The sequence below is a fragment of the Antarctobacter sp. genome (assembly GCF_965277915.1).
GTDB lineage: Bacteria > Pseudomonadota > Alphaproteobacteria > Rhodobacterales > Rhodobacteraceae > Antarctobacter.
Genome location: NZ_OZ255849.1, coordinates 4,954,602 through 4,973,044, shown reverse-complemented (window position 1 = coordinate 4,973,044; position 18,443 = coordinate 4,954,602). Strand labels below are relative to the sequence as shown.

Annotated in this window: 19 protein-coding genes and 1 tRNA gene; 6 read left to right on the top strand and 14 right to left on the bottom strand. The window is 64.9% G+C overall.

Annotated features, from left to right (window positions below; translation table 11 throughout):
* Window positions 1-214 precede the first annotated feature (214 nt).
* The gene (locus ACQY5B_RS25200; RefSeq protein ID WP_420326855.1) at window positions 215-1,924 is read left to right on the top strand and encodes a PHA/PHB synthase family protein; all 1,710 of its coding nucleotides are present in this window, start codon (window positions 215-217) and stop codon (window positions 1,922-1,924) included.
* On the opposite strand, the gene ACQY5B_RS25195 is transcribed toward ACQY5B_RS25200, so the two are convergent.
* Window positions 1,906-3,465 (bottom strand): bifunctional aminoglycoside phosphotransferase/ATP-binding protein, encoded by a 1,560-nt coding sequence (locus ACQY5B_RS25195; protein ID WP_420326856.1) that lies wholly within the window; start codon window positions 3,463-3,465, stop codon window positions 1,906-1,908. The genes ACQY5B_RS25200 and ACQY5B_RS25195 overlap by 19 nt on opposite strands.
* A gap of 243 nt (window positions 3,466-3,708) precedes the next feature.
* Window positions 3,709-3,784, bottom strand: a tRNA-Lys gene (locus ACQY5B_RS25190).
* A gap of 128 nt (window positions 3,785-3,912) precedes the next feature.
* On the opposite strand from ACQY5B_RS25190, the gene dapF reads away from it, so the two are divergent.
* The 3 genes from dapF to ACQY5B_RS25175 are packed head-to-tail and all read left to right on the top strand — an operon-like array spanning window position 3,913 to window position 6,620.
* Window positions 3,913-4,743: a diaminopimelate epimerase gene (dapF, locus tag ACQY5B_RS25185; RefSeq protein WP_420326857.1), complete on the top strand. Its 831-nt coding sequence runs from the start codon at window positions 3,913-3,915 to the stop codon at window positions 4,741-4,743.
* On the top strand, window positions 4,740-5,993 hold the full coding sequence (mtaB, locus tag ACQY5B_RS25180) for a tRNA (N(6)-L-threonylcarbamoyladenosine(37)-C(2))-methylthiotransferase MtaB (RefSeq protein WP_420326858.1): 1,254 nt from the start codon (window positions 4,740-4,742) through the stop codon (window positions 5,991-5,993). The genes dapF and mtaB overlap by 4 nt, the downstream gene beginning before the upstream one ends.
* Before the next feature lie 3 nt (window positions 5,994-5,996).
* Entirely contained in the window at window positions 5,997-6,620 is a 624-nt protein-coding gene (locus ACQY5B_RS25175) for an FMN-binding negative transcriptional regulator (RefSeq protein ID WP_420326859.1), read from the top strand.
* 201 nt (window positions 6,621-6,821) lie between these two features.
* On the opposite strand, the gene rplQ is transcribed toward ACQY5B_RS25175, so the two are convergent.
* The 8 genes from rplQ to rplO all read right to left on the bottom strand — a co-directional run bounded on the left by rplQ (window position 6,822) and on the right by rplO (window position 12,435).
* The gene (rplQ, locus tag ACQY5B_RS25170) at window positions 6,822-7,241 is read right to left on the bottom strand and encodes a 50S ribosomal protein L17 (RefSeq protein WP_069210859.1); all 420 of its coding nucleotides are present in this window, start codon (window positions 7,239-7,241) and stop codon (window positions 6,822-6,824) included.
* 126 nt (window positions 7,242-7,367) lie between these two features.
* Window positions 7,368-8,384: a DNA-directed RNA polymerase subunit alpha gene (locus ACQY5B_RS25165; RefSeq protein WP_305967609.1), complete on the bottom strand. Its 1,017-nt coding sequence runs from the start codon at window positions 8,382-8,384 to the stop codon at window positions 7,368-7,370.
* A 118-nt stretch (window positions 8,385-8,502) separates the two neighbouring features.
* Window positions 8,503-8,898 carry a 30S ribosomal protein S11 gene (gene rpsK / locus ACQY5B_RS25160; protein ID WP_043137338.1) on the bottom strand — a complete coding sequence of 132 codons (396 nt, stop codon included), beginning with the start codon at window positions 8,896-8,898 and terminating at the stop codon, window positions 8,503-8,505.
* Window positions 8,899-8,913: 15 nt separating this feature from the next.
* Complete coding sequence (gene rpsM / locus ACQY5B_RS25155; protein WP_305967608.1) at window positions 8,914-9,282, bottom strand: 30S ribosomal protein S13; 369 nt, start codon at window positions 9,280-9,282, stop codon at window positions 8,914-8,916.
* Window positions 9,283-9,479: 197 nt separating this feature from the next.
* Window positions 9,480-9,851, bottom strand: coding sequence for a hypothetical protein (locus ACQY5B_RS25150; RefSeq protein WP_420326860.1), 372 nt, complete (start codon window positions 9,849-9,851; stop codon window positions 9,480-9,482).
* Window positions 9,848-10,492 carry an adenylate kinase gene (locus ACQY5B_RS25145; protein ID WP_420326861.1) on the bottom strand — a complete coding sequence of 215 codons (645 nt, stop codon included), beginning with the start codon at window positions 10,490-10,492 and terminating at the stop codon, window positions 9,848-9,850. The genes ACQY5B_RS25150 and ACQY5B_RS25145 overlap by 4 nt, the downstream gene beginning before the upstream one ends.
* Entirely contained in the window at window positions 10,489-11,856 is a 1,368-nt protein-coding gene (secY, locus tag ACQY5B_RS25140; RefSeq protein ID WP_088714214.1) for a preprotein translocase subunit SecY, read from the bottom strand. The genes ACQY5B_RS25145 and secY overlap by 4 nt, the downstream gene beginning before the upstream one ends.
* Window positions 11,857-11,964: 108 nt before the next feature.
* Window positions 11,965-12,435, bottom strand: a complete 471-nt coding sequence (gene rplO / locus ACQY5B_RS25135; protein WP_043137351.1) for a 50S ribosomal protein L15 — start codon at window positions 12,433-12,435, stop codon at window positions 11,965-11,967.
* Window positions 12,436-12,715: 280 nt separating this feature from the next.
* Between rplO and ACQY5B_RS25130 the strand changes: the two genes are divergently transcribed.
* Window positions 12,716-13,375, top strand: coding sequence for a hypothetical protein (locus ACQY5B_RS25130; RefSeq protein ID WP_420326862.1), 660 nt, complete (start codon window positions 12,716-12,718; stop codon window positions 13,373-13,375).
* Between the two features lie 261 nt (window positions 13,376-13,636).
* Window positions 13,637-14,884 carry a DEAD/DEAH box helicase gene (locus tag ACQY5B_RS25125; RefSeq protein ID WP_420326863.1) on the top strand — a complete coding sequence of 416 codons (1,248 nt, stop codon included), beginning with the start codon at window positions 13,637-13,639 and terminating at the stop codon, window positions 14,882-14,884.
* Between the two features lie 14 nt (window positions 14,885-14,898).
* On the opposite strand, the gene ACQY5B_RS25120 is transcribed toward ACQY5B_RS25125, so the two are convergent.
* The 4 genes from ACQY5B_RS25120 to rpmD form a co-directional block, all read right to left on the bottom strand.
* On the bottom strand, window positions 14,899-16,059 hold the full coding sequence (locus ACQY5B_RS25120) for a cytochrome P450 (protein ID WP_420326864.1): 1,161 nt from the start codon (window positions 16,057-16,059) through the stop codon (window positions 14,899-14,901).
* Window positions 16,056-17,264 carry a cytochrome P450 gene (locus ACQY5B_RS25115; protein WP_420326865.1) on the bottom strand — a complete coding sequence of 403 codons (1,209 nt, stop codon included), beginning with the start codon at window positions 17,262-17,264 and terminating at the stop codon, window positions 16,056-16,058. The genes ACQY5B_RS25120 and ACQY5B_RS25115 overlap by 4 nt, the downstream gene beginning before the upstream one ends.
* A gap of 57 nt (window positions 17,265-17,321) precedes the next feature.
* Window positions 17,322-18,107: an MBL fold metallo-hydrolase gene (locus tag ACQY5B_RS25110; protein ID WP_420326866.1), complete on the bottom strand. Its 786-nt coding sequence runs from the start codon at window positions 18,105-18,107 to the stop codon at window positions 17,322-17,324.
* Between the two features lie 146 nt (window positions 18,108-18,253).
* Window positions 18,254-18,442: a 50S ribosomal protein L30 gene (rpmD, locus tag ACQY5B_RS25105; protein ID WP_043137362.1), complete on the bottom strand. Its 189-nt coding sequence runs from the start codon at window positions 18,440-18,442 to the stop codon at window positions 18,254-18,256.
* Window position 18,443: the final 1 nt, after the last annotated feature.

Here is an 18,443-nt window from a genome sequence, read left to right as displayed (position 1 = left end):
GCCGCACCTCGTCCGTCGTGTTCAGGGTTTCAGGATCGCGCGCGTCCCGTTCCCGCACAGCCTAGGACATGGCGGATCCGCATGACTTGACGCACGTCAATCCACCGCGCACGGCGCCGTGCCGAAACCTTGATCCACGTCATCCGGAATTTGCAGCGCGTCGCCTAGGGTGCCCGCGACTCACGTTTCCGGCAAGCGAACGCAGGGACCAGGCATGACCGACACCGACAGCAACACGCTGGACCGCGCATTGCGCGCCACCCGGGCCCGCGCCACCGGGGGCCTTTCGCCGCATTCCGCCGCCTCGGCCTGGATGGACTGGCTATCGCACCTGGCCGCGGCGCCCGGACGGATGACCGCGCTGACGCAAGAGGCCACCCGCATCGCGGGCGAAACCGCTCTGGCCCTGGCCGGGCGGACCGAGGGACCGCAGCCCGCGCCCGGCGATCACCGTTTCGACCATCCCGGCTGGGCCCTGCCGCCCTTCCGCGCGATGAAGACGGCCTTCCTGGCACAAGAGGCCTGGTGGACGGAGGCGACCACGGAAATCCGCGGCATGCGCAAGATCAGCGCCGACCGCGTCGCCTTCATGGTGCGGCAGGGGCTCGACATGGTCTCGCCCTCGAACTTTCCCCTGACCAACCCCGAGGTGGTCGAGGCCACGCTGAAGACCGGCGGCCGCAACTTCATCGAGGGCGCGCGGCACCTGGCCGAGGACAGCGCCCGGATGATCGCGCAGCAGCCCGCGCCGCACCCCGAGGGCTTCGACGTGGGCACGGACCTCGCCGTCACGCCCGGACAGGTGGTTTATCGCAACGACCTGTTCGAACTGATCCAGTACGCCCCGCAGACGGAAACCGTCCACGCCGAGCCGCTGCTGATCGTCCCGGCATGGATCATGAAATACTACATCCTCGACCTCAGCCCGCCGAAATCACTGATCGCACGGCTGGCGGCGCAGGGGTTTACCGTTTTCGCCATCTCCTGGTGCAACCCCACCGCCGCGCAAAGCGACCTGTCACTGGAAGATTACCGCCGCCGTGGCGTGATGGAGGCGCTGGAGGCGGTGCAGATCATCACCCGGGCGCCCCGCGTACACGCCTGCGGCTATTGCCTGGGCGGCACCATCCTGGCCATCGCGGCGGCGGCCATGGCGCGCGACGGCGATGACCGGCTGGCCTCGATCACACTGCTGGCCGGGCAGACCGATTTCTCCGAGGCGGGCGAACTGATGCTCTTCGTCGACGAAAGCCAGATCGCCTTTCTCGAGGACATGATGTGGGACAAGGGCTATCTGGATGCGCCGCAGATGGCCGGCGCCTTCCAGATCCTGCGCGCCCGCGATCTGGTCTGGAGCCGCCTGTTGCGCCGCTACCTGCTGGGGGAAGAGGACGCCATGTTCGATCTGGCGGCCTGGAACATGGACGCCACGCGGATGCCCTACCGGATGCACTCGGAATACCTGCGCGGGCTGTTCCTGGAAAACCGCCTGACCGCCGGGCGCTTTTCGGTCGAGGGACGGGTGATCGCGCTCAAGGATGTTTCCGCCCCCTTCTTCGTGCTGGGCACGGAAAAGGACCACATCGCGCCCTGGCGTTCGGTCTACAAGACGGCGCTGTTCACCGATGGCGACCTGACCTTTGTCCTGACCTCGGGCGGGCACAACGGCGGTGTGCTCAGCGTGCCGGGGCAGCCCCATCGACATTTCCGTCGCGGCCACCGTCCGCCCGGTCGCAAGTACATGGACCCGGACACCTGGCTGACCCGCCATGACCCCGAGGACGGTTCGTGGTGGCCGGTCTGGTTCGACTGGCTGCGGGCAAAAAGCGGCGGCGACAGGGGCGCCCCGCCGCCGATGGGTCGGGCAGAGGCCGGGTTGCCGCCGCTGATGGCCGCGCCGGGCAGCTACGTGTTGCAGACATGAGCGCGCGTCTGCCCAGTCCCCCCAAGCGCGGCACGGCAGGCGGCAAGCACCTCGTCCGCCGCGCCGGAGGCATCGACACGGGCCCAGCCGATGGGTCCGGCATCGCGCGCCAATTGGGCCCGCACCACCTCTGCATCCGCGTCCGAGGCATCGCCCCGGCGATCTGACACGCGGGCGACCAGCGCCGCCCCCTCTGCCTCCAGCCACAGCCCGGCAAAGCCCGCGCCAAGGTCTTGGGCGACCTGCGCGATGGCGGCGCGTTCGTCCGGGTCAAGAAAGACGGCATCCGCGATCACCGTCTGCCCTGCCTGCAAGACCGCGCGCGCCTGCGCCCTTATCCGGTCATAGACCGCCGCACTGACCTCTGCCCCGTAGCCGTCCGCATCCAGCGGCGTCAGCGGATCCACCCCGCAAAGCGCCTTGCGAATCATGTCGCTGCGCAGGTGGACCGCACCCGGTGCCGCCCCCAGGTCCGGCGCCAGCCCGCGCGCCACCGTGGTCTTGCCCGTGCCGGACAGCCCACCCACGGCCACCAGCCTCGGCGCCACCGGCTCCAGCACGGCGATGGCATCGTCAAGGTAGCGCCGGGCCTCCTGCAGCAGGGGCGCACCGTCACCCCGGGCCCGCGCGGTCTGGACCGCCACCATCGCGCTGATGCCCGCGCGCACCGCCTGGAACAACGGCAGCGCGGCCAGCCCGCGATAGTGGTCATCGGTCCCCGCGGCGAAAAGATAGCAGTTCAGCACCGCGTTCGCGGCCCATGCAAGCCCCCGGTGGCGCAGGTCCATCAGCAGGAAGGCCAGATCGTAGAGCACGTCGCAGGTGCCCAGGTCCTCGCTGAATTCCAGCGCGTCGAAGGGCACTGGCCGGCCCTCGATCAGGACGATGTTGCGCAGGTGCAGGTCGCCGTGGCAGCGTCGGACGCGGCCCGCCTCGGCCCGGCTGTCCAACACCGCCCCCTGCCGCACCAGCGTCGCCCTTGCCCGGTCCAGAAAGCGCGCGGTCCGCTCGGCGGGCAACGCGTCAGCCATGCCCGCGAATTCGCGCCCCAGCTCATCCAGGATGTCCCCGATCCGTCGCGCACCATCCCGCGCGGCCCTTGCCGGGGCCTCTGCGTGATACTGCGCGATGCAGGCGCCCAGGGTCTCGGCCAGGGGCCGGTCCAGCGCACCGCGCCCTGCCACCTTGTCCAGCTGGTCCGCGTCCGGAAACCGCCACATCCGCAGCGCCCATTCCACCACCTCGCCCTCGCCATCCAGCGCCAGCGCACCGTCCGCCCCTCGCGTCACCGCCACCATGTCGCGATAGATCATCGGCGCCGCGGGCGCGTTCAGTTCCAACTCTCGCCGCAAAGCCGCCGCGCGCAGTTCCGGCGTCGAGTAATCGAGATAGTCGTAGCGCACCGCCCGCTTGATCTTGAGCGCCGTGTCGCCGCCGAGAAAGACATAGGCCCCATGCGTCCGGACCACGTCCACCTCCACGGCCCCCGCGTAAAGCGCGGGGCGCTGCAGAAAGGCCACGACCTCTTCCTGATCCGCCATTCCGTCCGACGCTCCTGTCCCAGGGCCTGATCCCTGCCCCGTCATCCCACGTCCGGCAATCTGGCCCATTGATCGGCATCAAGGACCGCGCGGCGCCTGCCCGATCGCATGGGAAAAGGACGCCCTCCGCCGCGGATATGTGCAACCCGGCAGAACCGGGCGATCAAGGTCGGGAAGAAGGCGGACAGCAGGCCGCCGAAACGAACAAGGGCTTGGCCATCTCTGGCCAAGCCCTTGATTCAGTGGTGAGCCGTGTAGGATTCGAACCTACGACCCACTGATTAAAAGTCAGTTGCTCTACCAACTGAGCTAACGGCCCACTGTGGCGGCCTAACTATGAATATGCCCGGTCGGGGTCAAGCCAAAAAATCAGGAATCTTGCAGGCTTTTTCTCATCGCTCGCCGCGACACTGGAAACCGCCCCGCGACAGGCGTATATCGCGCGCCATGACACAGGACGCGCGCGCACTGCCCTTCATGAAAATGCACGGGCTTGGCAATGACTTCGTGGTGATCGACTCGCGGCAGCGCGAGGCGGCGCTGACCGCTGCGCGAATCGCGGCCATCGCCGACCGCCACAGGGGCGTGGGATTCGACCAGCTGGCCGTCATCACGCAGAACGGCAACCAGCCGCACCTGACCTTCTACAACTCCGACGGCTCCACATCGGCGGCCTGCGGCAATGCCACCCGCTGCATCGCCCGTCACCTGATGGACCAGACCGGAGAGACCCGCCTGGACCTCACCACCGATCGCGGCACGCTCGAGGCCGTGGATGCAGGCAGCGGGCTGACCTCTGTCAACATGGGAGCGCCGCAGCTGGACTGGGCCGAGATCCCGCTGGCCGAGGAAATGGACACGCTGGAGCTTCCGATCGAGGGCGGACCGACCGCCACCGGCATGGGCAACCCGCATTGCACCTTCTTCGTCGAGGACGCCGAGGCCGTCGCGCTGGACACCTTCGGCCCACGCTACGAACACCACCCGCTGTACCCGCAGCGCACCAACGTGCAGGTGGCCAGCCTGCTGGGCGAAAACCACCTGCGGATGCGGGTCTGGGAACGCGGCGTTGGCGTGACCCTGGCCTCCGGTTCGTCCTCCTGCGCCACGGCCGTGGCCGCCGCGCGGCGCGGCCTGACCGGGCGCAGCGTGCGAATCGATCTCGACGGCGGCACGCTTCAGGTCGACTGGCGCGACGACGGCGTCTGGATGACCGGCGGCACCGCCCATGTCTTTGACGGGCAGTTCACCGCCCAATGGCTGGACGCGAACCCATGAGTGCCCCCAAGTTCACCACCCTCGGCTGCCGCCTGAACGCCTACGAGACCGAGGCGATGAAGGATCTTGCCGAGGCGGCCGGCGTCGATGACGCCGTGGTGGTCAACACCTGCGCCGTCACCCAGGAGGCCGTGCGCAAGGCCCGGCAGGAAATCCGGCGCCTGCGCCGCGAGAACCCGGACGCCCGCGTCATCGTCACCGGCTGCGCCGCCCAGATCGACCCCGACAGCTTTGCCGCCATGGAAGAGGTCGATGCCGTCATCGGCAACACCGAGAAGATGGCCCCCGATACATGGAAGGGCCTCGCCGGGGATTTCATCGGCGAGACGGAAAAGGTGCAGGTCAACGACATCATGTCGGTGACCGAAACCGCAGGCCACCTGATCGACGGTTTCGGCACGCGTAGCCGCGCCTATGTCCAGGTGCAGAACGGCTGCGATCACCGCTGTACCTTCTGCATCATCCCCTATGGTCGGGGGAACTCGCGCTCTGTCCCCGCCGGTGTCGTGGTGGACCAGATCAAGCGGCTGGTGGACCAGGGCTATAACGAGGTGGTGCTGACCGGCGTCGACCTGACCTCCTGGGGGGCCGACCTGCCCGGGGAACCGCGCCTGGGCGATCTTGTCATGCGCATCCTGCGGCTGACCGATGTGCCGCGCCTGCGCATCTCCTCGATCGATTCGATCGAGGCGGATGACAACCTGATGCTGGCCATCGCCACCGAGCCAAGGCTGATGCCGCACCTGCACCTGTCTCTGCAACACGGCGACGATCTGATCCTCAAGCGGATGAAACGCCGCCACCTGCGCGACGATGCCATCCGTTTCTGCGAAGAGGCGCGCCGCCTGCGCCCCGAGATGACCTTTGGCGCGGACATCATCGCCGGTTTCCCGACCGAGACCGAAGCGCATTTCGAGAACTCGCTCAGGCTGGTCTCCGACTGCGACCTGACCTGGCTGCACGTCTTCCCCTACTCGGCCCGCCCCGGCACCCCCGCCGCACGCATTCCGCAGCAGATCAACGGCAGCGTCATAAAAAAGCGCGCCGCACGGCTGCGCGCCGCCGGAGAGGCACAGGTGCAGACGCACCTCGCCGCCCAGACCGGGCGCGACCACGCGGTTCTGATGGAGGCGCCGGACATGGGCCGCACCGAACAGTTCACCGAGGTGCGCTTTGCCGCTCCGCAGCCTGTCGGCCAGATCGTTCAGGCGCGGATCACGGGCGTAGATGGCCAGCAACTGACGGCCTGACCCATGCACCCCAATCCGACCTTCCGGCAGACCGACCGCGCCACCGCGCTGGCGCTGGTGCGCGCCCGGTCCTTCGGGGTGCTCACACTCTCGACCGAGGCCGCGCCGCTGCTGTCGCATGTGCCCTTCCTGCTGTCTGAGAGCGGCACAGAGGCCGACCTGCACCTGGTGCGCTCCAACCCCATGGCGCGGGCCTGTGCAGCACCACGGCCCGTCACGCTGGCCGTGAGCGGCCCCGATGGATATGTCTCGCCCGACTGGTACGGGATCGAGGACCAGGTGCCGACCTGGAACTACACCGCCGTCCACCTGATCGGGACCCTGCATCCGCGCCCGGTCTCGGAACTGGAGCCGCTCTTGGCGGCACAGAGCGCCGCCTTCGAAGCGCGCATTGCCGACAAGCAACCCTGGACGATGGACAAGATGACCGCCGAAACAAAGGCACGTTTTCTGCGGATGATCCTTCCGTTCCGGCTGGAGATCACAGAGGTCCAGAGCACCTTCAAGCTGGGTCAGAACAAACCGGAAGAGGTCCGGCGTGCCGCCGCCGACAAGCTGACCGAGGGCTTCGGAAACGAGTTGCAGGCCTTGGCCCGTGACATGCGGACCCCGCCCGCGGCAAAGTGATCCCCCGGTCGCTCGGGCCTCATAAATTTGGGATATCGAAATCGGTTAACCCCGGTGAACCGGATCTTACCCGTTTGTACAAAATGCTGGAATCGACGTACGTTTCGTACGTTTTGTACAAAACTCCCGGGCGCCCTTCCGGCATGAAAAGGCCCCGCCGTCACCGACAGGGCCTTCGTTATTCTCGGGTCGAAGAGAGGATTACTCTTCGTCGGCCTCGGCCATTGCAACACGCGCCTTGTCGGCTGCGCCCTTGGCGTCCACGTCGCGGTCAACCAGCTCGATGATGGCCATCGGGGCCATGTCACCGTAACGGAAACCTGCTTTCAGAACACGGGTATAGCCGCCGTTGCGCTCGGCGTAGCGCGGGCCGAGAATTTCGAACAGCTTGGCGACGTCCTTGTCTTCCTTCAGCTGCGCGCGGGCCTGGCGACGGGCGTGCAGGTCACCACGCTTGCCCAGGGTGATCAGCTTGTCCATGACGCGCTTGAGTTCCTTGGCCTTGGGCAGGGTGGTCTTGATCTGCTCATGCTCGATGAGCGAGCCGGCCATGTTCGCCCACAGCGCCTTGCGGTGCTCGTGGGTGCGGTTCAGGCGGCGGTAACCTTTTGCGTGACGCATTGTTTTTACTCCGATTTTTGCCCTCTACGGGCGGTTTTACTTTGTCCGGCCGGCGATGCGTGTCACCGGCTCTCCTTGGGGCGGATGCCCGGCAGGATGGGTGCTACCACCCATCCTACGATTGGTTCAGAACGAGTCTTCGAGCTTCTTGGCCAGGTCCTCGATGTTGTCCGGCGGCCAGTCCTCGACGTCCATGCCCAGGTGCAGACCCATGCCCGACAGCACTTCCTTGATTTCGTTCAAGGACTTGCGGCCAAAGTTCGGGGTGCGCAGCATCTCGGCTTCGGTCTTCTGGATCAGGTCGCCGATGTAGACGATGTTGTCGTTCTTCAGGCAGTTCGCCGACCGCACCGACAGTTCCAGCTCGTCCACCTTCTTGAGAAGCAGCGGGTTGAATTCCAGCCCGTCGTCCTCGTCCTGGCGACCCGCCGACTCCGGCTCCTCGAAGTTGACGAAGATCGACAGCTGGTCCTGCAGGATGCGCGCCGCAAAGGCCACCGCGTCCTCGGGAGTGATCGAGCCGTCGGTTTCGATCTTCATGGTCAGCTTGTCATAGTCCAGCACCTGCCCCTCACGGGTCGGCTGCACGTCATAGGCGACCTTCTTGACCGGCGAATAGATCGCGTCGATCGGGATCAGGCCGATGGGTGCGTCCTCGGGCTTGTTCTTGTCCGCGCTGACGTAGCCCTTGCCGGTGTTCACGGTAAACTCCATGTACACTTCGGCGCCTTCGTCGACGTGGCAGATCACGTGCTCGCGATTCAGGATCTCGATGCCCGCGCTTTCGGCGATGTCACCGGCGGTCACGACGCCCGGGCCCTTGCCGGTCACGGACAGGCGCTTGGGGCCTTCGACTTCCATGCGCAGCGACACACCCTTGAGGTTCAGGATGATATCGGTGACGTCTTCACGCACACCGGCCACGCTGGAGAATTCGTGCAGCACGTTGTCGATCTGCACGCTGGTGATTGCGGCGCCCTGAAGCGACGACAGCAGCACACGGCGCAGGGCGTTGCCCAGCGTAAGACCAAATCCGCGCTCCAGCGGTTCGGCCACGACGGTGGCCATGCGCGACGGATCGGCGCCCGGCTTGATCTCAAGCTGCGTCGGCTTGATCAGTTCAGCCCAGTTCTTGTGGATCATGCAGTTCCCTCCATACCTGCCAGCGCCCCATGTCCGAAGGCACCGACGCCCGAGGTTTCAAAACGACGGCGCGAGGCCGGGCAAAAAGGCCCGGCCCCGCGAAAAACTGTCCGATGGATCAGACGCGGCGGCGCTTCGGCGGGCGGCAACCGTTGTGGGCGATCGGCGTCACGTCGCGGATCGACGTGATGTTGAAGCCGACGGCAGCCAGTGCGCGCAGCGCGGATTCGCGGCCCGAACCGGGACCCTGCACTTCGACTTCCAGCGTCTTGACGCCATGTTCCTGCGCCTTCTTGCCGGCGTCTTCAGCGGCAAGCTGAGCGGCGTAGGGGGTCGACTTGCGCGAACCCTTGAAGCCCATGGTGCCGGCCGACGACCAGGAGATCGCGTTGCCTTGCACGTCCGAGATCAGGATCTTGGTGTTGTTGAAGGACGAGTTCACATGCGCCACACCGGCTGCAATGTTCTTCGAGACCTTCTTCTTGCCGCCACCGCGGCGAGTATCGCGTGCCATGGTTCCGTTCTCCCCTTACTTCTTCTTGCCTGCGATGGGCTTTGCGGGGCCCTTGCGCGTGCGTGCGTTGGTGTGGGTCCGCTGACCGCGGACGGGGAGGTTGCGGCGATGGCGCAGGCCGCGGTAGCAGCCGAGATCCATCAGGCGCTTGACGTTCATCTGAACTTCTCGGCGCAGGTCGCCTTCGACGGTCAGGTTGGCGTCGATGAATTCACGGACGGCCAGGACTTCTGCGTCGCTCAGTTCATTGACGCGGCGGGCCGCATCGATGTTGGTGGCTGCGCAGATTTCCTTGGCGGTCGACGGACCGATACCGTGGATGTAGGTCAGCGCGATCGGGACGCGCTTGTGGGTCGGGATGTTGACGCCGGCAATACGTGCCAAGTCTTTGTTCCTTTCGTTGCGAGCCCGTAGCTCCAGGCCCTTTTTTCACAACGGAAGCCCGGGCCATGCGGCTGCCGGGCGTCTGTCATAACTCAGGTGATCGTCCCGAATCCTGGATCCACGATTCGGGCAATGGCTCCCTTGCGGGATGGGGCTAACTATTGGGCAGGGCCCAGAAGGTCAACCCCCTGTCAAGGCTATTTTCGCGACCATTGCGAACAGGGGAAATAGATCTCTGGCAGGGGGAAGATTCCGTCGGGCACGACCCGCACGAAACCGCCCTTTGTCTCACTGATCCAGAGGTGGGTCCGCCATTGGCTTGCGCCGTCGTCACAGGTCGCACTGACCGACAGGGACTCACCCGGAACGAAACGCGCGTCGGACCAAGAACAGCGCGCGCCGTGGCTTTCGATGCCGGTGGGCGTCAGCGTCACGATACCGGCCATTTCGCGATCCTCGTAGGGCAGATCACAATAGCCCGGGTTGTCGAGGATCTCTTCGGCAAAGGCCGGGGCGACGGCTGGCAGCCCGCTGATCAGCAGGGCCGCCGCCGTCCGTCCGATCCTCATGCGTCAAGCAATCCGGCAATCGCAGACTGGATATCGGCGATCTCGCCAAGCCCGTCGACGCTATTGTGTTTGCCCAGCGCGTAGTAATAGCCGATCAGCGGCGAGGTCTGCTTGTAATAGGCCATCAGGCGCGTACGCAGGCTGTCCTCGTTGTCGTCGGCGCGGCGCTTGAACTCTGTCCCGCCGCATTTCACGCATTTGCCATCCTCGGGGATCGGCTTGGTGAGATCGTTGTAGACCTCACCACAGCTGCCGCAGGTCGACCGCGCCGTGATGCGCTGCACCAGAACATCGTCGTCGACGCGCAGTTCGATCACCTTGTCCAGCGTCTGACCTTCATCGGCCAGCAGTTTGCCCAGTGCGTCCGCCTGCGCCAGCGTCCGCGGAAAGCCGTCGAAGATGAACCCGTTGGCCGAGACCGTTTCCAGCTTTTCGCGGATCAGGCCGATCACGATCTCGTCGGTGACAAGGTCACCGCGGGCCATCACGTCGGCGACGATCTTGCCCATCTCTGTGCCGCTGTCCTTGGCCTCGCGCAGCATGTCACCGGTCGAAAGCTGGACCATGCCACGGTTCTCTTCGAGAATGCGTGCTTGTGTGCCCTTGCCCGCCCCCGGCGGTCCCAAAAGAATGATGTTCATCGACGCGCTGGTGCCCCCCGTTTCTTGCGGCCCTTACCCTTGCCGCGCAGTTGCGACTTTTGAATAAGACCTTCGTACTGATGTGCCAAGAGATGGCTCTGGACCTGTTGAATGGTGTCCATGGTCACGCTGACCACGATCAGAACCGAAGTACCGCCAAAGTAGAACGGGATGGCGTATTGGGTGCGCAGGATCTCGGGCAGAAGGCAAACAGCCGTCAGGTAGATGGAGCCCAGGACCAGCACGCGGTTCACGACGTATTCCAGGTATTCCGCGGTTTTCTTTCCCGGGCGAATGCCCGGAACGAAACCGTTCTGGTTCTTGAGGTTGTCCGCAACGTCATCGGGTTTGAACGAAACGTTGAAGGTGTAGAAATAGGCGAAGAAGACGATCATGGCGCCGAAGAACAGCAGGTAGAGCGGCTGTCCGGGGCCAAAATACGCAAGGATCGTCGACATGATCGGCCCGGTGTCCGATCCGCCAGAGAAGGTCGAGATCGTCACCGGCAGCAACAGCAGCGAGCTGGCGAAGATCGCCGGGATGACGCCCGCCGGGTTCACCTTGACCGGCAGGTGCGACTGCTGCGCCTCGGTCATCTTCATGCCGACCTGGCGGCGCGGATACTGGATCGTGATCTTGCGCAGCGCGCGTTCCATGAAGACCACGAAGGTGATGACGCCCACCACCATCAGGATCACGCCCACGATCACCGCCGGGCTGATCGCGCCCGATTGCCCCTGGCTGAAAAACTGCGCCAGCGCGGCGGGAACCTCGGCGATGATGCCGACGAAGATGATCAGCGAGATACCGTTGCCGATGCCGCGCGCGGTGATCTGTTCACCCAGCCACATCAGGAACATGGTACCGCCAACCAGCGTGATCATGCAGGCAGCGCGGAAGAACCAGCCCGGATCGGTCACGAGATCCCCGGCCTCCAGGCTGACCGCAAGGCCATAAGACTGGATCACGGCCAGCGCCACGGTGCCGTAACGGGTGTACTGGTTGATCTTCTTACGGCCCTGCTCTCCCTCTTTCTTGAGCTGCTCCAGCGCCGGCACCATCGCCGTCAGAAGCTGCACCATGATCGAGGCCGAGATGTAGGGCATGATGCCCAGCGCAAAGATCCCCATGCGTCCCAGCGCACCGCCGGTGAACATCGACACCATGCCCGCAACGCCCTGCCCCGCCTGCTCGACAAACTCTTGCAGCGCGGCGCCGTCGATCCCCGGAACGGGAATGTAGGTGCCAAGGCGGTAGACGATCAGAAGGGCGAGGGTGAAGAAGATGCGATTGCGCAGGTCGGTTGCTTTGCCAAGCGCCGCCCAGCTGGTGTTGGCGGCCATTTGCTCTGCTGCGGATACCATGCGGATCTCTCTTTTCAGTCAAACGCCGCCACGACGGGTTTTCCGTCGGGCGGCGCGCAATGGAAAACTGTTGGACATGTAAGCGGCGGATGCGCCGCTCACAAGTCGTTATTCCGCCGCTGCCGCGGTGGTGACGGTCAGCGAACCGCCCTTGCCCTCGACCGCTGCAACCGCCGACTTCGACGCGCCGGTGACGTTGATAGTCAGGGCACCGGTCACTTCGCCCTTGGCGAGGACGCGGATGCCGTCCAGCGAACGGCGTACGAGCCCCGAGGAGACCAGCGTTTCTTCGGTGATGTTGCCGGCGTCCAGCTTGCCTGCGTCAACGAATTTCTGGATCAGGCCCAGGTTGACGACAGCATATGCCTTGCGGTTCGGCTTGTTGAAGCCACGCTTGGGCAGACGCTGGTACAGCGGCATCTGGCCGCCTTCGTAGCCGTTGATGGCCACACCCGAACGCGATTTCTGGCCCTTGATACCACGGCCACCCATTTTACCACGGCCCGAACCGGGACCACGGCCGATACGCTGCTTGCGCTTGGTTGCGCCGGGGTTGTCCCGGAGTTCATTGAGTTTCATGTCGCTTCTCCTTTGCCGGATGCTGCCCGCGAAGCGATGATGGACAGACCACGGCGTTTCTTGGTTGTGAATCGGGTCCGTTCGGACCACCGGGGGCGTATAGCGAAGCGCCCCGGCCAAGACAAGCCTTCCCTGCACGCCCCCTCCCTCAGCCCGCCGCTTGCAAAGGTCCGGTTTACCATACGGTAGGGAATCTCCGAATGGCATGGCCCGCCCGACCCGGGCAGACTGACCTCAGACGCGCAATTTTCCTGGCGCGATCAACCCCGGAGCCGCGATCATGACCCTTGCCGACAACTGGCTAATGACCTTCGGAATCGCCTCCATCGTCGTCAGCAACCTCGCCTGCCTGCCCTACATCCGCGACATGCTGTGCGGCAGCACCCGCCCAGTGCGATCGACATGGCTGATTTGGTCGGTGCTTTCGGGGATCTGCCTGGTGTCCAACGTCGACAAGGGTGCCGATGCCTCCTTGTTCTTTGTCGGCGTCGAAACGGCGGAAACGGTGCTGATCTTCGTTCTTTCAATCCGCTTCGGCATGGGCAGCATCCTCCAAGCGCGCGACCTGGCGATCTACACGGTATCTGGCGTCGGGCTGGCTCTGTGGTGGGTCACGGACGACGCGGTCTTTGCCCTGGCCATCGCCATCGCGATCAGCGCTCTCGGCGGCATACCGACCATCCTCAAGGCCTATGCCGAACCGCGCACCGAAACCGCAGCCTGCTGGGGACTCTCGGCGGTGGCCGCGCTGCTGGGCCTGCTGTCGGTCGGCGCCCTTTCACCGGTCCTCTTGGCCTACCCGGCCTACCTGCTGGTGCTTTACTGCGCGATCCTGGGGGCGATGAGCCTTGGCTACCGTCGTGAACGGCTGGAACGCGAGGCGATGGCCCTGCGCCTGGCACCGCTTCGCCCGCGGGCAATGCAAGGCATTCCGGCCTGAGCCCTTGACTTCTGCACCGCAGCACCGCATGTACACGCCAGTTGCCGCACCCGCCGCGTGAGCGGGGCTGACGGGCGATAGCGCCCTCTCGGCACATCTTCCCAACATGGTTCCCATTTCACGCGGGGGTCCAGAACCGCAACAGGCGCGACGGCAAGATGCCCCGCGCCCGGGTTTGCGGTCTCACCCGTGCGCGCCGCGATGCCTCGTGGCGGGATACGCATGATTTCGCGGGTATCGCCCGCACTAAAGGACGTACACTTGGATTTCGACATGCTGGGGCTGCCGCCCCGCCTTCTGGCCAACCTGGCCGAACAGAACATCACCGAACCCACCCCGATCCAGACGCAGGCAATCCCGCACGCCATGAACGGCCGCGACGTCATGGGCCTGGCGCAGACAGGCACCGGCAAGACCGCCGCCTTTGGCCTGCCGCTGATCTCGACCCTGATGCGCAAGCAGTCGCGCCCTGCCGCCAAGTGCGTGCACGGCCTGATCCTCGCGCCGACGCGCGAACTGGCCAAGCAGATCGTCGACAACCTGCGCATCTACGCCGCCGGAACCCCGGTCAAGATCGGTATCGTCACCGGCGGCACCTCGTTGAACGCCCAGGCCCAGCGGCTGGCCAAGGGCACCGACCTGCTGGTCGCCACCCCCGGTCGCCTGATCGACCTGATGGAACGCAAGTCCGTGCGGCTGGACGGGACCGAGTTCCTGGTGTTGGACGAAGCCGACCAGATGCTGGACCTCGGCTTTATCCACGCGCTGCGCCAGATCGCCAAGCACCTGCCCGCGGAACGCCAGACCATGCTGTTCTCGGCCACCATGCCCAAGCAGATGGCCGAAATCGCCGCCGCCTACCTGAGCGATCCGGTTCGGATCGAGGTCACGCCTCCGGGCAAGCCTGTGGACCGCATCGATCAAAGCGTGCACTTCGTCGAGCAGTCTCAGAAGGCATCCTTGCTGGTCAGCCACCTGGACGGGCACCGGACAGAGGCCGCGCTGGTCTTTTCGCGCACCAAGCACGGCGCCGAAAAACTGAAAAAGCATCTCGAGGCCAAGGGCTTTGCCGCCGGGTCGATCCACGGCAATAAAAGCCAGGGCCAGCGCGACCGCGCGCTCAAGGCGTTCCGTGATGGCGACCTGAAAGTGCTGGTGGCGACGGATGTGGCCGCGCGCGGGATCGACATTCCCGCCGTCCGCTATGTCTACAACTTCGATCTGCCGAACGTGGCCGACAACTATGTCCACCGCATCGGCCGAACGGCCCGCGCCGGGCGCGACGGCACCGCCATCGCCTATTGCGCGCCGACCGAGATGGTCGAGTTCCAGGCCATTGTGAAAGTCATGGGCCGCGAAATCGACGTGGCGGGTGGCGAGCCATGGGAGCCGGTCAAGAAACCCGGTCGTGGCGGCGGTGGCAATCGCCGCTCTGGCAACCGTCCCGGCAATGGCGCCAAGCCCGGACGCCCGCGCCGCAGCCGCAATCGCCGCGCCAAGGCGGCCTGACCTGTCCGGGGGCGCTACCCAGCGCCCCCGAGCCTCACCGGAACCGATTTCGGTCCCCGAAAGGCCCAGCCGGCGAATGCCACCGGCCCTGGCAGTTCCATCTCCGGGAACCTCTCGAACAGCATGGGCAGAGCAACCTCGGCGATCAGTGATCGCGAGGCCGCAGCGCCCGCGCAGAAATGCGGACCGGCGCCGAACGCGATGCTGAGCCGCGTATCGCGCATCACGTCAAAAACCTTTGGCCGGTCGAAGACCTCCGGATCCCGGTTGCCGATCCCGTACATCAGGAACACCCGGTCGCCGGGGTCAAGGCGCACGCCCTCTACGACATCCTCCCGCGCCACCTCACGCGGGCTCATGCCGATGGGGGCGATCCAGCGGGCAAATTCCGCGAAAGCGTTCTGCCAGCTTGCCGTCCCTGCACGCACCTTGGCCAACTGCCTTGGGTGGGACAAGAGCGCCCAGGCACATCCGGCAATCGCATCACGCGATTCGTTCTGGCCGCCGGATATCGCCAGCTTGATGTTGGCCCGCACGCTGTCCATGGGCAGCCCCGCGCGTAGCTGCACGTCCAACAGGGAATTCGCCGGCGGATCGTCCGTCTGCGCGTCGATCACCGCATCGATCCGCGCCGTCGCCGCGTGGCAGCGCGCCTCGATGTCCGGATCGCCGGTGTAATTGGCGATCCCGTCGATCATCCCCTGGCTGACGGCATCCATGTCTTGCCATGTCAGGCCATGCAGACCAGTGATCGCCCGCAGTGCCTCACCCGACAAGCGCATGGCATAATCGCGCAACAGATCACACTGCCCCTGCCGCCCCATATCCTCCAGCGCGGCGCGTGCCGCGGCGCGAAAGGCATTGGACCAGCGATCCCGCACAGTGCGCGGCGAATAGGCCGGAAAGCAGGCGCGCCGTTCCGCCTCATGCGCCTCGCCGTCCTTGCGCATCATGTTCTCGCCCATCAGACGGGTCATCAGCCCCTGCGGCTGGCGCGAAGAAAACACCTCGATCCGCTTTTCCTGTTCAAAGATCACGTTCCGCCGGGTGATCAGCGTCGCGCCCAGTTGCGGCACATAGGCGATGGGGGTTTCTGCCTGCAGGCGGGCCAGTGCCGGATAGGGGTCGGCGACCAATTCCGCAGGGTTCAGATCGACGACGGGCGCGTCGCTCATCGCACCCGAACCGGCAGAGTTGCATACCCCCGGAACCGGGCCAGCGGAACCCGCGTGCGCAGACCATTCGCCGCCAGCTTGGGAAAGCGCCGTACGAATTTCCCAAGGGCGATCTTGCCCTCGATCCGCGCCAAAGAGGCGCCAAGACAGACATGTATCCCCGTGATGAAGGCGATGTGCCGGTTCGGTCGCCGCGTGATATCGACCCGGTCCGGATCTTCAAAGACCGCCGGATCGCGGTTCGCCGCGGCGATGGAGGTATGGATATAGGTTCCCTTGGGCAACACGCCGGTCGACAACTCGATATCCTCGCCCGCCAGCCGGTTGCCTATTTGAAGCGGGCTTTCGACACGCAGGAACTCCTCGACCGCGGGGCCGATCAGGTCCGGGTCGTCCAACAGCATCCGGTGCTGGTCGGGATTGTCCATCAGCAGGCCGACAGAATTGCCGACGAAACTCGTCGTTGTCTCATGTCCCGCGTTCAGCAGGAAGATACAGTTCTGGATCAGCTCTTCCTGCGTCAGGCGGCGTCCCTCGTGTTCGCCAAAGATCAGGGCCTCCAGCACCTCGCCTTCATGCGCTCCCTCCCGGTTGCGGCGGCGATGGTCGATGAGGTCGCCAAGGATCTCGCCGAACTCCTCGACCGCGCGGTTGCCTTCGGCCAGCCGGTCCGGCGGCACCACCGGGTCCAGGGCACCGAGGATCGCCAGAGAATAGCCGCGCAGCCGCGTTCGATAGTCCTCGGGGATGCCGAGCATGAAACTGATAATCTCGGTCGGCAGGACCTTGGCGAAATCCTCGATCAGGTCCAGTTCTCCCAGGTCCTCGACCCGGTCCAGCAGGCTATCCACGATCCCGTCGATCAGCGGCTCGAACTCGGCCAGCTTGCGCGGCGTGAACGCGCCAGCGATCAGCTTGCGCACCACCGTGTGATAAGGCGGATCGTTGAAGATCAGGCTGGTCGTGTGGTGCTTTTGCAGCGGGCATTGGCCGAATTTCTCGCCAAAGGCCTCTGTCTTGTCAGACAGCATGTCGCGGCTTCGGTAGACGCTCATGCAATCGTCGAAACGGGTCAGGAAGACAGAGCCATCCGCGTTGCGGTGAACCGGGCTTTGCTGCCGAAGCCGATGCAGGACGGGGTGCGGATTTTCGATGAAGTCCGGACCGATCGCGTTGAGATCGAAAGTCGTAACATCCAATGCCATGAAAAAGCCTCCCGCAAGGATTTTGCGGGAGGCCATTCACTTCGGCAAGGGCCGCCGTCAGCCCAGTTCACCGGGGGCGTACCAGTCACCCATCTTCACCGTGGCCGCGTCGCCGACCATCTCGGCGAACATCGCCGGATCCTGCGTACCGCCGTCCCGGCCGCGATAGTGGTAAGGATAGACATAGGTCGGGGCAAACTCCCGCACTGCGTCCGCGGCTGCCTCTGCCGTCATGGTGAACGGCAGGTTCATGCAGACAAAAGCAAGATCGATGCCTTCCAGCGCCCGCATGTCCGGGATGTCCTCGGTGTCGCCCGAGACGTAAATGCGGAAATCGCCCATCGTCAGGACATAGCCATTGTCGCGACCCTTGGGGTGAAAATTCTCCCGGCCTTCGGTCATGTTGTAGGCCGGAATTGCGTCGACCTGCAGGCCGGTCAGGCTGGCGCTGGCGCCATTGGCAAGCGAGGTGGTGTTCACCTTCAACTCTTCCGAGAGCATGTCGAAAACCGCCGGATTGGTCAGCATCTGCGTGTTTTCGCCCTTTAGCGCGGCCAACACGTCGGCATTGTAGTGATCACCGTGCTGGTGCGTGATCAGGATCAGGTCAGGCTCGGGGAAGTTCTCGTACTCCGAGACTTCGCCAACCGGGTCGACATAGATCGTGCCCACCGGTGTCTCCAACACGATGGAGGCATGGTGCACGGGATGGACGACGACGGTCCCTTCGGATGTCTTGAACTCGTTGGGCAGGTGGCCGCCGGCACGACCTGCGAAGGGCAGAACCGTGATGCTGCCAGCTGCGGCAGCGGTATGAAGAAAATTTCGACGGGTGAGGGTCATGGATTGCGCTCCCTTTGGTCTGTTCCCGCGAAAGGGTAGCGCGCGCCCCGGCTGCGACCAATTGAACTTTGCGAGATGACCCCCACAAGACGAAAACGCCCCCCGGAAGGACCGGAGGGCGCTTCTGTTCACATCGGAAAAGAGGCTCAGTCGCGCTCTTCGACGATTTCCACCAGGTGCGGGATCTTGCGGATCATGCCGCGAACCGCAGGCGTGTCTTCCAGTTCGCGCACGCGGTGCATCTTGTTCAGGCCCAGGCCGACCAGGGTCTGACGCTGGATGGCGGGGCGGCGGATCGGCGAACCGACTTGTTTGACGACAATGGTCTTTGCCATG